The organism is Azospirillum sp. UENF 112521 (assembly GCF_058780665.1).
In genome coordinates, this window is record NZ_JBSNCI010000008.1 from 107,549 (window position 1) to 124,185 (window position 16,637).

Genomic DNA, 16,637 nt, shown 5'->3' on the forward strand with positions numbered 1-16,637 from the left:
CGGCTGGAAAGGGCGGGACGTCTCCGGACCGGTGCCGGAGACGTCAGGCCCTTCTGTCAGACAAGGCAGGGAGAGTCCACATCCGGCAGGGACAAGTCCCGGGGCTGGTCCTGCGGAGATCGGAACGGGGGGCGGCGCGGCGGGAAGGCCAGCCCCGCATCCGTCGTCTCAAGCGTCAGGTTCGGGTTGTAATAGGGGTCCTCGGCCAGGGCATCGCCCCAGCGTGCCCGCAAAGCCGCCGTCTCCGCCGCAGGTGCCGGCGGGGCTGCCTCGCGGCAGACCATCTGGGCGAGCGGCGTGTACAGGGACCGGAACCCCACACCGGCCAGACGCAGGCACAGGTCGACGTCGTGCAGAGCCTGCGGCAGGCCCTCGTCGAAGCCTTTGGCGGCCATGAAGCGATCCCGCCTTATGGCCATGCAGGTGACGGACACGGACGACACCGTCTGCCGCAGCACGGCCCGCCCGCCCGGACCGACCATGGCGATGTGCTGGCCCGCGTAGGCCGCGCTTCCCTGCGCCTCACCGCCGAGCCGGTATCCGGCATAGCGGATGAGGCCGTTCGCAGTCACCAGCCGCGCGCCGGCGGCGCCGACCCCCGGCGCCATGCACTGGCGCACCAGCTCGGCCAGCCAGATGCGGTGCATCGGTCTGGTGTCCTCGTCGAGGAAAACCAGAACCTCCCCGGTCGCCGCCTTGGCCGCGGTGTTGCGCAGGCTGGCCGGCGCCTTGTCCATCGGCAGCAGCCGCAGGTTCCGCCATCCTTTTGCCGCCTTGGCCATATCGGCGGAAACGGCGGCGGGGCAGGTCACGATCACCTCGGAGACGGACCGGGCGGTGAACCGCTTCAGGACGTCGAGGGTGTCGGCAAGCCTGGCTCCGTCGCCCCGGCAGGACAGGATGACCGAGACCTTCGGCCAAGCCTCCAGCCGGGGGCGCAGATGCAGGAAGGGCGGCTGCAGGCTGGGGCAGGCGCGGGCCTTCAGCCCCCGTCGCTTCAGCGACGCCTCCAGGCCCTTGCGCATGGCGTCGGCCGCATAGTCCTTCTCGTCGATCCTCAGGGCGGTGGACCCCGGAACGGCCCGCCAATGGTAAAGGACGTGCGGGATGTGGCGCACCGCCGCGGGCGGGCTGTGTTCGATCACGCGCAGGGCGAGGTCGTAGTCCTGCGACCCTTCCAGCCCGACGGTGAAGCCGCCGAGACGGCGCATCAGGTCGATGCGGTAGACCCCGAGATGGCTGATGCAGTTCTGCGCGGCCAGGAGATCCGGATTGTAGCCGCCCTTGAAATAGGGCTCGAACCGCTCGCCGGCCTCGTCGATCTTGTCCTCGTCGCTGAAGATCAGGGTCGCTTCGGGGTTGGTCAGGATTTCCTCGGCCACCAGAAGCAGGGCGTGTTCCCTCAGCAGGTCGTCATGGTCGAGCAGGACCGCGAACTCGCCCGTCGCCAGTTCCAGTGCGCTGTTGCTGGCGGCGGAGATGTGGCCGTTGACGGGACGGTGCACGACGCGGATGCGGCGGTCGGCGCGGCTTTCCTCCTTCAGCAGCGCGGCGATCTTCGGATCGGTCGAGGCATCGTCGGCGATGCACAGCTCCCAATCCGGGTAGATCTGCCGGCGAACCGAGGCGATGGCCTCGCGCAGCAGGGGCACGGGCGTGTTGTAGACCGGCATCAGCACCGACAGCAGCGGTCGGCGGGGCAGGGCGTCGAGCCGTGCCCGCATGGCCTCCCGATCTGCCGGCGTCACGGTGTCGTAGCGTTCGACCCAGGCGCGGTAGGTCCGGCACAGGTCGACCGTCAGCGGGCTGCCCGGCAGGTCCCGGCCGGTGCCGGCGATCCGGACCCGGATTTCCGCCATCGCGGACTCCGCCCCGGGCGGCGGCGCCGGCGGCCGGCAGCGGAAGCCGCTGGCGAGGCGCATCGCATCGATCGCTTCCAGGTCGGGACGATCGACGTCGGCCGTGAGTGTCCTGTAGGGGCGGCCGTCGACCAGGATGTCGACACGGATCGGAACGTCGGGGGTCTTCTCGTCATAGGCCCAGCCGACGATGTCGCCGTCCGCCGCGAACGTCACATGCCCGCGCCAGGACGGCTCCGCCGCCGGCTGGACGGTCAGCGGCGATCCCGGCACATGCTGGCCGGTGGCGGCGACGACGAAGGCGACCCGATGCGGCTTGCCGTCGCACAGGGCATCGGGGATCGGCCAGGAGAAGCCGTGCCGCTCGGAACCGATGCCGACCAGCTTCAGGCCGGATCGCAGCCGGTCGGCGGTCACCGTGCCCCAGACCTCATCGTCCACCAGCACCGCCAGTTCGACAGGGCGGGCGGCCCGCGCGGTGTTGCAGCACCAGCCCGAAACGGTCCGCCCGTTCACCCCGTCCATCTGGCCGATGCAACGGCCGGCGGGGTCGGGCTGCTGGAAGCGCAGGGGCTTGGCGTTCAGCATCGCGCCGCTGTCGGCGATGGCCAGATCGATGCGGTGCGGCTTGCCGTCGCACAGTTCGGACGGCAGGGTCAGGCGGAAGCCGCCGCGACGGGGTTCCCCGACCCCGGCCTTCGGCCGTTCCAGATTAGCGGCGAGCCGGTAGCGCGGACGGCCGTCCACCAGCACGACAACCCGTTGCACCTCGTCCGGGCGGTCGGGATCGAAGGCCCAGCCGGAAATCTGGTTCTGGATCATCCATTCCACCCTGCCCAGGGCCACCTTGCCCAGGTCCAGCCCGTCCCGGGTGCTCGGGGCGGATGCGCCCGTGGGAGCGGCGGCAGGAGAACCGGGGGCGGCCATGGGCGCCGGGGCGGGGTGGACCTGGGCGGGGCTCGCCGCCTGCGGAACCGGTGCCGGCGCGTCCTGAGCCGCTTCGGCCTCTTCCTCCCCGGCGGAGGACGCCGAAGGGGACGCCGCGGGGGCGTCGGCCGGAGCCGGCGGGGGGGCCTCCGCAGCCTTGCGGGCGTGCGTGCCGGCCCGGGCGGACGCGGCGGTGCGCACCGGCTTGCTCCGCTCCAGCGTCTCGTCGAGGAGCGCGGTCCAGGCCGCCAGATAGCGGTCGTGGTTGAACAGGTCGAGGGCGGTCAGCCGTGCCCGTTCGCCGATCCTGCGGGCCGCAGCCCGGTTGCGGCAGAGGTGAACCAGATAATCCGCCAGCTCCTCCGGCGACTCCCCGCAGAAGCCGTTGACGCCGTGGCGGATGAACAGGTCCACGTCATCGCTGCGCAGGCAGACCGGGACGACGCCGCACAGCATCGCTTCGGCGCGCGACCGCGGCATCGGCGAGCGCCGCGTCGTGTCGAGATAGGCGGTGAAGCTGCGGATGCGGTCGATGTATCCGCGGAACTTGGATCGCGCGTAGCCGTTCGTTTCCCGCGGCCACAGGCCGCCATCCTGGTTGACCGCGGTTTCCACCCGGATGTCGGCCGGCAGGCGGGCCATGACCCTCTCATGCTCGTAGGCGCCCCGGTAATGCGGCCGCTCCCACATGGAGGAGCCGAGGGCCAGAACGTCGCGTTCGTAGCGCGCGTCGGGATATTCCTGGGGATCGAAGCCGTGCCAGATCACCCGGCTGTCCGCGAACCCCCACTCCGCCTGCGCCTGCCAGGCGTTCACCACGACCGGGATGCCCCGTTCCGCCAGCAGGTCGACGAGTGACCGCCGTTCGGCTTCGTGGATCTGGAAGCGATCGATCGGGCCGCGCATCGTGCCGTATTGGCCGACGAAAGCCGGGGTGCCGTGGCAGAGGGCGATCTTGGGCAGCGGAACGTTGGCCAGGAACCAGCGGAAGGCGTTTCCCCAATCGTCGGGCAGCGCGCCGGCCCCCATCTGCGGAGCCAGGACATTCTCGTCGAAATGCAGGATGGCGACGTCGTACTTCGACGGGTCGAGCTCCTCCATATCGACGAAGCGGACATTCGGGCGTAGCGGGCGCTGCTCGTAATCCCAGCGGTCGGTCAGGCCCGGTCCCAGGCCGCGCACCAGGGTGAACTCGTGCGGCAGCTTGTACAGTTCGTACTGGTGTCCGCAATGCCAGCGGTAGGACAGCACGCGCAGGGGCTTGCGCGCCGCCCGGCGCAGGGCCGGGGAGGCGGCGGCCGCGCCGAAGCGGGACTTCAGCTCCGCATAGGCCGGCGTGTGCAGGGACTCTCCCTGGCGATCGTCCGCGCGGATGGCTTCCAGGATGCTGCCGGCTTCGGCCACCACCCAGCGCCGCGCCACCAGCGCCAGTTCGGGATAGGGCCGGAACAGGCTGTTGAAGCCCTCCATCCGGCGTTCCTGCGGCGTGAGCCCGTCGGCGGCGGCCTCGTCCGTGGCCCTGGCGCCGTTTGCGGTGCGGATGGCGAAGGCATGCTCCGTCCGGCCGAAACGCGCCCCGGCCCGGTACAGCAGGTAACCCAGCACCAGATCGTCGAAGCGGTTCCGGCCTTCCCCGGCGGCCCCCTGAAGGATGCCGGGGAAGGCGTCCTCCTGCGGAAGGGCGAGGCGGCGCAGCAGGGTCGATTTGACCGACAGGTTCCCGGCGGCGACATTGAGAAAGCCGTCCGGCTGCACCGGATCCCGCATCCTGATGCGGTCGCGGGCGTGGTTGGCGTCGGCTTCCAGCTCATCCAGCAGGCGGTCGGGATTGCGGCCGTCCGCCGCCACCGGCGGGGCTCCGATCACGGCGTCGAAATCGGGATGGCGATGCGCGAAGGCGTGGGCCGCCAGGAAGTCGCGGTTGACGTGGAGATCCGCATCGAGGACGACGCAGACGTCCGCGTTCGTCAGCGTGGCGGCCTGGAGCAGGCGCCGGCCCTGCGTCTTCCCGGCGCCGGCCGGCGCGATGTCGTGTTCCTCCTGGTCCACCGCTTGGCACACCACTTTGATGTCCAGCCGGGTCCGCCGGTCGCGCTGTCCCCACAGCTGGGCCCGGATGCCGAAATCCTCCGACGGGCCGGGATCGCTCAGCAGGAGCAGGGTGACCGGACCGCCGTAGCTCTGGCCGGTCAGGGTATGGAGAACCGCGTCGAACGCCTCCTCGCCGCCGCGCAGATCGCAGACGACCGCGATGTGCGGCAGGGCGGCATGGAGCGCCGCGTCGCGGAGGCCGCGCAGATCCGGCACCGCTTCGGGGGCGCCGTCCGCCCAGGCGGCCCGGCCGTCCGGCCCGGCGACGAGGGCGTGACGGCAACGCCTTGCGGTCTGGAGCGGCCCGGTCAGCGCCCGCTGCAGCCTGCCGTCCAGCCGCAGGCCGGCCGCCGGCTGCCCGCCGGTGCCGAGAGTGCCGGTGTCGACATGGATGGTGCAGACCAGTCCGGCGTCCAGCAGGGCGACCGTCTCGTCGTAAAGGCGGGTCGCCTCGCCCGCCTGCGGGTGCAGATCGACGAACAGGACGACATCCTGCGCCGACAGCCGCGGCAGCAGAGCGGCCCAGCCCCCATCCGGGAGGCTTTGCAGATCGATGGTGTGATCGGGGAAGGCACGGCCGAGGAATGTCGCCACCGAACCCGGCCGCGGATGGTCGTCCGGCACCAGGGCGCAGACCCGCAGATGCCCCTGCCCATGCGGGGTCGTACCGCGGGCGGCGCGCGACCGCTCCACATATTGCGCCAGGCCCGTTTCGGCGCCGAGAAGCCCCAGGCCGGGGGCGGGCGGGCGGGCGGGAAGCCCCTCGCGGTTGACCAGCACGCAGTTGCAGTCGTCCGCCGCCGCCGTGGGCGAGGTCAGGCTGACGCGATAGGTCTCCCCGACCCGGAGCGGGATTCCCGCAAGATCGAAATCTACATACTGCGGCACCGGCCGGGGCATCGGCCGGATCGAGCGCATCAGCAGAAGATTGCCGTCCCTGTCATGCAGTTCCAGCTGCAGCGGCACCGTGCCGCGCGCCATCCGCGGGGCGACGCGGATGCCCAGCGCGTCGACGGCGGCGGCCGGAGCCTCGAAACAGAATTCCAGGCTGGAATGGGAATAGACGGGCAGCGGGATCAGGCCGAAACGCTTCTCCAGCCACTCTTCGGTCGTCACCTGCATGCGGGCGCCATGTTCGACCCATTGCAGGCGCCACATCGGTTCCCGGCGGACGGCCGGGGTGACCTCGACGGACGGCTCGGGGCAGGCGGTGGCGGTGATGCAGCCCCAGACGCCGAAGCCGCCCTGCGGGGCATCCCCGTCTGGCCGCAGCATGACGCGATAGAGGCGCTTCTCCCGCAGCGGCGCGCCGATCAGGTCGAACAGGACGGTTCCGTTGCCCTTGGACGGCGGCACGGTCAGCTGGGTGGTGTGGAGGATTCTGTTCGGCGATCCCGTCGCCCGACGGCTCGAAGGAGCTGATCGTCAGGGTCAGCCTGCACGGGTCCGCCAGTCCCCGGCTGTCCAGCTCCAGGGAAAGGGAGTGAACCCCGCTCTGTCCGCGGATGGTGAAGGCCAGCCCGTCCGCGCCCAGCCGCTGCTGGACGGGGGCACCCATTCCCGCTGTCGCCGCGCTGACGGCATAGCGGATGACCTGGCCATCCTCGTGGCGGATCAGCTGATGGAGGGGAAGGAACTCTGCGCGCTTCGCGACGTGGGACACCGGAGGAAACACCAGGGAAGAGGCGGGAATGGGAGCGTCGTTCATATCCGGGCGGCTTTCGGTCATCGCCTGCGCTTTTTCCGTTGGGACGGGCGCTGGGTTGCCGGAATGGACGCGGGGCGCGCCTTGTGCTGCGGAGCGGGCGGAACGGCCCGTACCACGGCTGCCTCCAGCGGCTTGGCGAGGGCAGGGGCGGGGGCAGCGGCGGCGGGGGCGGATGCCGGGGCCTGGACGGCGGCCGGCGCGGGGAGTGCCAGGGCGTCCAGGGTCCGCTCGACGAGCACCTCCACGGTGAAGCGGCGGTGGACGTCGGCCTGCGCCTCCGCGGCCAGCCGGCGGCGGTCCTCATGGTTGCGCAGCAGGAACAGGCAGGAGCGCGTCAGCCCGTCGAGATCGTCGGTCCCATGCATGTAGGGCAGCAGGCCGGGGCTGAGGGCGGACGGGGTGCCGCCCGCGCAGGTGCAGACCACCGGAAGCGCCTGCCACTGCGCCTCCATGATGACGTTCGGCAACCCCTCGGCCTTGGCCGTGTGGAGAAGCAGGTCGGCGGCCCCCAGCAGGACGTTCACGGACTGGCTGCGCCCCAGGAAATGGATGGCGTCCTCGATGCCGAGTGCCCGCAGCCGCCGTTCCATCGCCTCGCGAAGAGGCCCGATGCCGGCGACCACCGCCTTGACGTGCGGGATCTCCCGACGGATGCGGGCGATCACCTCGACGAACAGAAGGGGCTGCTTTTCCTGAGCGAGCCGGAACACGCCGGCGATCAGCGGGCGGGAGGAGCCGACCCCGATCGACAGGCGGGTCTCGACCCGTTGCGCCAGTGTCGGCTGCGGCAGATCCTCCACGGCGATCCCGTTGACGATGGTCTTGACCGCCTCCGGCTTCAGCATCAGCCAGGCGGCGTAGGATCGGGCGCCGGCCTCGGCATTGGCGCTCATCACCACGCGCGGGGAGCGCAGGAGCATGCGGTACAGGCCGTAGAACCACGGGCGGTAGAGGTTGGGGAAATGGGTCGGGTTGACGTTGCGGCCGGACAGAAGGATGCGGGGCACCCCCACCAGAAGGGCGGCGAGCCCGCCGACCACATTGACCATGTCGAGATAGCAGATCACGGCGGCCGGCCGCAGCCGGTGCATCCGGATCATCGCCTCGATCACCGGCAGGCGGACTTCCTCCGGCAGGCGCCGCAGGGTCGGGGCCGCCGCCCACAGGATGTGGCGGAACTCCTCGTCCCCGGTCGCCAGGACGAAATCGCCGTGGGTCATCACGTCGAGCGACAGGATGGGGATGTCGCTGTCGTGCAGCAGCATGTCGGCGTAATGCCGCCCCTCGTCGCGGATCGGCGACATGGTCATCAGGGACGGCGCATACCCCTGCGCCAGCAGGCCGCGCGCCAGATTGCAGATTTGCCGTTCCGCGCCGCCGGGGCCGAGATAGCCGATCATCAGCAGGATGCGCTGTTCCGACGGTTCGGGAGGCAGCAGCCGGTCGCCGTCCTGCCCCAGCCACTCCTCGAACACCCGCTCGGCCGGGCGCAGGCTGGGCAGCCGGCGCGCCTGTCCGCGGTCTTCCGCCTCCAGGTCGGCCTGGCTCCAGGCGGAGTCTCCGGACGGCAGCACCCCGCTGATCCGTGCCAGACGGCGATCCATCCCCGTCGGGTGTTCCGGCAGCTCGATCCAGGAATAGGTGCGGCCGTTCTCGTTGGGATTGCTGTTGTCGGAGCTGGAGAAGAAGACCCGGCTTTCCCAGTGGGAGTAAAGCCCGCGCCCCACCCCGCGCAGCGCCGTGTGCAGCGCATGCGCCGAGCCCAGCGGCCGACCGTCCTCCAGCAGAACCAGCCGCGAGCGGCCCTCCTTGCCGTTGGCATCGGCGCGGGCGGCGAGGCTGGGGCAGTGGGCGCTGAAGCCGTGCCCCCCTTCGGGGTGATAGCCTCCGGCCTTGCCCAGCGGGTGCTTGCGCATGCTGTCGGCACAGAAGCGGTGAACCGCCTCGTCGATCAGCCGCCGCCGCCGCGCCCGGTTCTCGTCGCAGCGCACCACGACGGGCGCCCCGCCGACGATGGCCGTGACCGTCTTGTGGCCGAGCCGGGCCAGCCGCAGGATGGCTGCCGACGGGATGGCGCTCTGCCGGCAGAGGAAAAGCAGCTCCACCCGCTCCCCTTCGGCCAGAAGCGATGGAAGGGTGTCGCGGTCGGACCCGTCTCCCCCGGCCGTTTCGGCAGATTCGGCCCAAGGCCCGTCGTTCCAGGCATCGTCCGTGAGCCAGGGAAAGGAGATGGCGTCGCCGGTTGCCGGATGGGTCGCCGAATCTCCGCCCGGCACGACGCAGGCGCGCAGGTTGGGCAGCCCGCGGAGCTGGGACAGATCCTCGGGATGGCAGAAGGCGACGAGGCCGCCCGGTGCGCGGCAGCCTGCGGCCTCCACATACAGCAGAAGGCTGATGGACAGGGTCACTGAAGCACCATGGATGCTTGGGGCCGAGTGGAAGCGGCTGTGGCGGATGGGTGCGCGGGATAGCCCGGACGCGCGCGCAGCCAGCTTTCCAGAATGAAGAGCAGCCAGAGCTGGTAGGCGCTGTAGGACTGTTCCTGATGGTCGAGGAAGGCGGCGATCCGCTCGACCGGGATCCAATCCTGCAGGCGGCTTCCGGCATCGAGCGTGAGCGCCCGGGTCCGCGGCAGCAGCTGGTCCTTTCCCCACAGCGCCATCGGCAGGCCGAAGCCGCGCTTGGGCCGTTCCAGCCAGTCGCGTGGAACGTAGCGGGCGGCGATCTGCTTCAGGACGCGCTTGCCCTGTCCGGCGGCATAGCATTCCTCGGGGCGAAGGCCGCTGGCGAAACGGGCGACCTCCAGCCCCAGCAGCGGCGCGCGCACCTCCAGGCTGTTCTGCATGCTCATCCGGTCGACCTTCGGCAGGACGGCGCCCGGCATGTAGTGGGCCGCGTCCAGTTCGCGCAGGCGGTGGATCAGCGGCTTTCCGCTGCGGTTGATGGTGGAGCGCAGGTGGCGCAGGAGGCTGGCGTTCTCCGGCGGCATCCGTCCCAGCAGCCGCGTCACGTCGCTGTCGGCATAGACCAGGATCCGGTACGAGTAATAGGCATTTCCGGGGTCCCAGCCAGCCATGCCGACGGGATCGCGCTCCAGGCGGGCAGCGTCCTCCAGCGTGGAGAAATAGCGCCCATAGCCGCCGAACAGCTCGTCCCCGCCGTCGCCCGACAGGGCGACCGTGACATGTTCGCGGGCGAACTGGGTCAGCAGGAAGGTCGGCAGGCAGGAGGTGTCGCCGTTGGGCTCGTCCAGCACCGATCCGACATGTTCGCCGAGCGCCAGCATGTCGGGCGAGATGATGCGGTCGTGGTGGTCCGTTCCCAGATGGCGGGCCATCGCCCGCGCATCCTCATGCTCGGATTCCGGCGTGTCCGCGAAGCCGATCGAGAAGGTCATCAGGTTGCGGTTCAGCCGCTTGGTGGCGATGGCCGCCACCAGGGTGGAATCGACGCCGCCCGACAGGAAGGCCCCCAGCGGCACGTCGCTGATCAGCTTGCGCCTGACCGAGCGGACGAGGATTTCCTCCAGCTCGTCGGCCAGCTCGTCGATGCTGCGGATCTTCCCCTGGTGTGGTTCCGCTTCGAAGGCGAAATGGCGGCATACGGTCGCATGCCCGTCCTCGCTCAGACGCAGATAGCAGCCGGGCGGCAGGCGGCGGACGTCGCGGTAGATGGTGCGGGTGCCCGGCACATACTGGAAGCTGAGATAGCCGGCGATGCTTTCCAGGTCGATCGCCGCGTCGAACCCCGGCAGCACGGTCAGTGCCTGAAGCTCCGACGCGAAGGCGAACAGCCCGTTTCCCTGCCAGTAATAGAGCGGCTTTTCCCCGAACGGGTCACGGGCGAGCAGCATCGACCGGTTGTCGTGGTCGAACAGGGCGAAGGCGTACATCGCATCGATGCGCGACAGCAGCGCCGTGCCGTATTCGCACAGCCCGTACAGCAGGACCTCGGTATCGGAGCGGGTGCGGAACCGGTAACCCCGGGCCTCCAGATCCTCCTTCAGCTCCAGGAAGCTGTAAAGCTCCCCGTTGAAGCAGATGGAATGGCGGCCGTCGGGGGTCTGCATCGGCTGATGCCCTCCCGAAGACGTGTCGATGATGCTGAGACGCCGGTGCGAGAAGGCGCAGAAATTGGTGTCGTCGACCCAGACGCCGCCATCGTCCGGGCCGCGATGGATCATGGTATCTGCCATCGTCTCGGCGATGTTCGCCAGTTCCTGCCTGCTGAACCGACCGCCGAAATTCACCAGTCCTGCAATTCCGCACATGATCGACGTTATGCCTCCTAACAACTTGGAATTGCCCGGATCGGGCCTTGTCGGGTCACCGGTGGGGGCGGACAGCCTGCCGGAGCCGCTCGGACAGAAAGGCCACCAGCCCCTTCAGGCTCTCGATCGTTGCCGACTGGGCACGGATCTGGATCAGCATCGCCGCGCGCTCCCGCAAGCCATTCTCCTCCCCCTCCTTCAGCCGGCCGATCGCCTGCCGGATGTCCCAGCCGGAGGCGGGGGTGTCAGCTGCCGAGGACGCTGCGGACAGAGCGGATTGCTCTCCCAAACGTTGAATCATGGTGTGACAAGCACTTCCCAGGCGCGCCGCCAGCGTGTTTCCGCTTCGATCAAGCGCAACTCTGAGCCTGCCGAGCCTCTGTGCTGCTTCGTCTCGGTTGTTTAAAGCAATGGCCACTTCCACAAGACCAAGCTCGGCCGACAAATCATCCGGGTTAACTCGCAGGGCCTCTTCGAATGCAAAGCCTGCCGCAACGATGTTGCCGCGCGCCATTTCTGCATGAGCCAGCTTCTTTAAAACTTCGGGGCGCCTTTTCGATGCTTTTTCCGCCTTTGAATAAAATTCTACCGCCTCATCAAATCGACCGCCAGAGACAAAGAAATCTCCCGAGATTTCATAATCGTCATCGTATGATATTTGTTCTATTACCGACGAGTTTTGCTCATCTTTCTGAATTGATGGTGAGTAGTCAGAGGAGTTTCCTGAATATACACGCATCACTTCATCCAAAGAAAATTGAAACTTCGCCTTGCGGGAAGAATATATCCAATTGACGTGAAAGCTTTCTTAATGTTTCTTGATGCGTATCTTTTGTAAAGAAGCATGTTAATCGTACTCCAGAGATCATGTGGGATACAATGCCAAAAGGGCAGAGCACGGCGGAGCGCGCGTCCTCCCAAAACCAGCCGTACCCCCTGGAGGGTCCGTTCGAGGATGATGGGGGATACGGCTGGCGTATCTCGCTGCCGGAGCTGAGTGCTTACGGGGCCTCGTCCGAAATGCCCCGTTCGTCCTTGTCATTGCTGGAAAACGGCCGTCCCCTGGGGCCGCCGGACCAGCTTCACGACGATGTCCGCCAGAAGGGCGGCGGCCGCTACAGCCATTGGGGCGACGGATTGTGGTTCTCCGCCTCCGACAACAGCGACCCGAACACCAACGGCCGCGACTACACGATTATTATCGATAAAGAAAACAAATACAGTGCGGCCGAAGTCGAGGACTCCGAAGCCGGATGCTCCTCCCCGGTCGTCCTGTCGCCCTTCGGGGCCGATATCCAACCGCAGGTAGGGGCGATCTATCCCCTGCCGAAGCCCTTCGCGACCGACAACGGCTTCGCCTGGCTCGTGAAGCTGCCCCAGTTCGAAGCCTGGGGAAAGGGCGGGACAGGATTCAGGCTGCAGTTCATGGAGGATGGCCGTCCCCTGGGACCGCCTGAGCAGCTCCACGACGATATCCGTCAGGAAGGCGGCGGCCGCTACAGCCATTGGGGCGACGGGTTGTGGTTCTCCACCTCCGACAACAGCGACCCGAACGCCAACGGGCGCGACTACACGATTTCCATCGTGCCGGCCGGCCAGGCTGTGCCGGCGGCCGCGGTCAAGGAGGGCTATGCCCGCCTGTCGTTCGAGGAGGGCGTCTACACAGTCGACCTGCCGGGGCGGTACGGCAATGCCGGCGGCTTCGCCTGGACCGCCTACATTCCGGAACTCGCGGCCCTGGCCTCGGATGGGCAAAGCCGCTACTCGGAGCTTTTCCTGATCGAGGACGGCGTGTTCCTGCCGCGGGCGGACATGCTCCACGACGACATCCGCCAGAAAGGCGAGGGCCGCTACAGCCATTGGGGGAACGAGCTGTGGTTCGCCACCAGCGACAACAGCGATCCCAACACCAACGGCCGCCACTATCAGCTCGGATACAAGATCCATAGGACGCTGGACGACGGATCGATCATCTATCACGCCGCCCGGGGTGCCCATGTCCTGTTCCGCGGCGGCAGCCGCTTCGCTTTGCCGCAGTACTGCAACATCGGCCTGACCAACAAGTGCAACCTGCGTTGCGAGATCTGCGGCAGCCAGAAGTTCCTCGACAACGAGAAGATCCCCCGCCGCTTCATGGATATCGGGGTGTTCCGCAAGGTGGCGGACACCATCCTGCCCTTCATGACCGAGGTCGAGCTGAGCAGCTACGGCGAGCCGTCGCTGCATCCCGACTTCGAGGAGGTGCTGAGGGCGATCCGTGACCATGGCTGCGTGTTCAAGCTCCAGACCAACGCCACCCTGCTGACCGACCGGCTGGTCAACCTGCTGTCCGGCATGGTGGGCACCGTCTGGATGTCCATCGATGCGACCGGCCCGCTGTTCAACGAGGTCCGTCGCAATGGGAAATGGGAGGCTGTCGAGCGCGGGGTCCGTCGGCTGAACGAACTGCGCGATCCTGAAAAACTGAAGCTGTGCGTCAACCCCACAGTCACCCGCCGAACCCTGCCGGCGATGCTGGACGTCATGGAGTGGGCCTCCGCCAACCGGATCGATTCGGTGAATTTCCGCCAGTACGATCCGATCTCGGATTCGTTCGAGGAGCAGCCCAGCCCCGAGGAGCTGGCTCCCCAGATCGCCGCGCTGGGCGAATGGGCGGCGGCGCATCCGGACGGTCCCGACATACGGTTCGAGCCGAACTGGATCCGCTTCACCAACAAGGAGGTCGTGGACACCGTCCATTACAAGGCGCGGTCCGGCCACGCCAACTACCCGATCCTGTCGGGCCGCTCCGACGCCCATCCCGTCTATGCCTGCATGGCGCCGCTGCAGTATGTGGACATCGGGCTGGATGGCGAGATCTATGCCTGCTGCCGCACCCAGCGGACGGTCCTCGGCTTTGCCAACAGCCTGGACGCGTTTCTGAACACCTGGTGCGGCAAGCGTTATAAAAGCCTGCGCCGCTCGCTGCGGCATGACAGCCTGAATCCAATCGTGCTGCCGGAATGCGCAGGCTGCGTCAAAAGCTACGGTGGAAGCTGACGCCGGCCGTTTCCTACCGACAGGACTGTCGCCACTCCGGACTGTGAAGGCCGGAGTGGCCGGCAGCCCGGACAGGTGCCGCCAGGGTACCGTCATGCTGATCATATCGACGATGCACATGTATTGGAGCGGGGCTGGGTTGATGAATGCTCGTCGAAACCCGGCAAGACTGGACGTTTGATGAAAAAAATGTTATCAATTCGCCTCGATTGAAAATTAGAAGCTGCTGAGTTGTTCGATGTCACAGATCTTGAAGCATCTCTATTTTAAAGAGGCTGGCTATGCATGGGCTCGTCCAAGCTGGCCGATTGAAGGGATATCGGATAATTCACAAGATGCGTTGGCATCAACGCTTCAGGTTTTTGAAAATGGTCGGCCGCTTGGTCCGCCTCATGCTCTTCATGAAGATATTCGGTTGAAAGGGAATGGCCTTTTTTCTCATTGGAGGTCTAGTCCTTCCAGCATGGCGATGGTTATTTTTTCGACATCCGATAACTCAAATCCAAATACAAACGGCAGAGCCTATGATTTTATTTTTAACTATGGCGAAGAATACAATGAAAGAAAAAATAAAAACAGAAGATCCATTGGAGATTTTCTGACGTACTGCTGCCTATCTTACCATTTGGATGATATTAATGCCGTAGGGCTTTCATCAATTCGGATAGTGAATTTTCTCGCTCACGTTTCTCGAAGTCTCAGAGTAATATTTCCATGGGGGACGCATGGAGAAAATTTCATTGATGATTACAATGAGAATTATCATGATTTTCACGAAATTATTTTAAGACGACCGCCAATGCTATGTGGTGCCTTTGCAAGGGCATTAGGGGACTGCGCGATGGGTATGGGGTTGAGAGCAAGGCCAGTTATATTTCCAGCGCATATTGCAGTTGAGATCGAAATTACTCCTGATCGTTGGGTCTATTTCGATCCGGCGTTTCAGTTCTTTGCAGCGGTAAACGGAGAGTACTTGAGCGCTCGTGATTTGGCTAAGCGCATGGATTTGATTCAGGCTTGGGATCAGCATTTTAATTCAACTTTAACATGTACAAATATTCTGTCTCATCAATTCAATATGGGATTCCATGAAGGGGAAATTCTTCCATCTATATAGATAAACAGTAGATACGAAAACCGCTCGAGAGCTAACACCTGACTCTGCTTGGCAGATAAAATAGAAGGAGTAAAGCCATGGAAATAAATCTGGAAAGACCATTTCGCCATCATGGCGGGTTTTCGTATCAAAAAGATCTTTTTGACTTTGTTTCTGTTGCTGATATCCCTGGAGAAGATCGATCGACCTTGCAGCTTTTTGAGGATGATCTTCTGCTCGGTCCGGCGCATATCCAGCATAGCGAAGTGGCTGCGAAGGGAAATGGGCGATATAGTCATTGGGTGCAAGGGATATGGTTCTCTGCTTCCGATAATAGCGATCCAAATGAAAATGGTAGATCGTATCGAATCATCATAGATGATACAAAAGTCGAGATGGCAAAGTCATCTAATAATGTAGATTTTGAAATATATCAGACTTTTTCCTGTATGAACTCATACTGCCGTGAACCATTCCCTGTATTTCGTAGTGAAAATAAAATAAATATACTAGAAATTGGCGCAAGATATTTGGGTGTTGCTGCGCTTTTCGCAGCACGTGGCGCATATGTAACGGTCATAGAACCGGAGGGAATTCAATGGGACGATGAACGCAGCCCGCTTTTCTATAAGTCACTCTCTGAGCGAGCCGAATCGCAAGGTATTTCTATCGTCGATCAATCTGTATTTGATATAATTATCGAAAGCAAGGGAAAAGTAACCCCTCGCATTGAGGTCTTGGAGACCACAGTAGAAGAAATGAATTCAAGAGAATATTCAAATAGATTTGACCTTGTTCTTTCTAATTCTGTTCTTGAGCATATATTTGATCCAGAGCGTACAATGGAAAATTTGGCTAAATGCTCAAAGCCATGGTCTTTGGCAAGGCATGGCGTGGATTATAGAGATCACAGTAATTTCAGTGATCCACTGAATTTTCTTTTCATTGACGATGCTGAGTTTCGTCAAAAAATTGTTGCGCATGATACAGCTAGAGGAAATCGTCTGCGTCCTTCCGAGCTTGAATATTGGTTCACACGCATGAACTTTAGCATCAAGGAACGTATTGTTCGTAGCTATAATACAGACGATTATGTCAATAAATTCCTTCAGGAAAGTAAAGAGAAAAGTCGGAGCCGTCTTTACAGAAACTGCATTCATCAAGATCTATATGAAAATTCAATAGCTTACAGCTTGGTTCTGATGCCATGAAATAAATTTATTCAATATATTTTCTGTATGAGTATTGGAATCTCTATTCATGGTAACGGGGGTTTCGTTCCCCGTCATGGGAGTCATCTTGCTCTGCTACGAAGATGATTGGGCATTGGTTTGGGAAGGCTCTCGTTGAGAGCCTTCAGCACTATAGATTCGATTCCGTCGTATTTGACTGCCAAGTTGAATAGGGTTGTGAAAAGATGTGAGGACCATTGGTTACGTCCAAACACCAGCGGTCATTGGTGATCGCCGCTGGTATCCGCGCCGACCGGCGCGGCGGCGGCTCCTGCCGCCGAAGCCTTTGATCCTGACCTGTCAGGATCAAAGGCTTCTGGGATAAGGGCAACACATCGTAGCCCTGTGCTCCAGTATGATAGAGATGTGAATGAATCATGGGGCTTTATAGGTAGGCTTGAGGAGGTATTGTAAA

Annotated in this window: 7 protein-coding genes; 3 read left to right on the top strand and 4 right to left on the bottom strand. The window is 64.1% G+C overall.

What is annotated here, in order from left to right; all coding sequences use genetic code 11:
• Positions 1-56: 56 nt before the first annotated feature.
• The 4 genes from ACWPN8_RS30885 to ACWPN8_RS30900 all read right to left on the bottom strand — a co-directional run bounded on the left by ACWPN8_RS30885 (position 57) and on the right by ACWPN8_RS30900 (position 11,597).
• Complete coding sequence (locus ACWPN8_RS30885; protein ID WP_492243559.1) at positions 57-6,233, bottom strand: glycosyltransferase; 6,177 nt, start codon at positions 6,231-6,233, stop codon at positions 57-59.
• A gap of 369 nt (positions 6,234-6,602) precedes the next feature.
• On the bottom strand, positions 6,603-8,993 hold the full coding sequence (locus ACWPN8_RS30890; RefSeq protein WP_492243560.1) for a glycosyltransferase: 2,391 nt from the start codon (positions 8,991-8,993) through the stop codon (positions 6,603-6,605).
• Positions 8,990-10,855 carry an asparagine synthase (glutamine-hydrolyzing) gene (gene asnB / locus ACWPN8_RS30895; protein ID WP_492243561.1) on the bottom strand — a complete coding sequence of 622 codons (1,866 nt, stop codon included), beginning with the start codon at positions 10,853-10,855 and terminating at the stop codon, positions 8,990-8,992. Before asnB ends, ACWPN8_RS30890 begins: the two co-directional genes overlap by 4 nt.
• A 55-nt stretch (positions 10,856-10,910) precedes the next feature.
• Positions 10,911-11,597 carry a tetratricopeptide repeat protein gene (locus ACWPN8_RS30900; RefSeq protein WP_492243671.1) on the bottom strand — a complete coding sequence of 229 codons (687 nt, stop codon included), beginning with the start codon at positions 11,595-11,597 and terminating at the stop codon, positions 10,911-10,913.
• 278 nt (positions 11,598-11,875) lie between these two features.
• Here ACWPN8_RS30900 and ACWPN8_RS30905 point away from each other — a divergent pair, with 278 nt between their 5' ends.
• The 3 genes from ACWPN8_RS30905 (at position 11,876) to ACWPN8_RS30915 (ending at position 16,201) form a co-directional block, all read left to right on the top strand.
• Complete coding sequence (locus ACWPN8_RS30905) at positions 11,876-13,894, top strand: radical SAM protein (RefSeq protein WP_492243562.1); 2,019 nt, start codon at positions 11,876-11,878, stop codon at positions 13,892-13,894.
• A 238-nt stretch (positions 13,895-14,132) separates the two neighbouring features.
• The gene (locus ACWPN8_RS30910; protein WP_492243563.1) at positions 14,133-15,011 is read left to right on the top strand and encodes a hypothetical protein; all 879 of its coding nucleotides are present in this window, start codon (positions 14,133-14,135) and stop codon (positions 15,009-15,011) included.
• 77 nt (positions 15,012-15,088) lie between these two features.
• On the top strand, positions 15,089-16,201 hold the full coding sequence (locus tag ACWPN8_RS30915) for a class I SAM-dependent methyltransferase (protein WP_492243564.1): 1,113 nt from the start codon (positions 15,089-15,091) through the stop codon (positions 16,199-16,201).
• Positions 16,202-16,637: the final 436 nt, after the last annotated feature.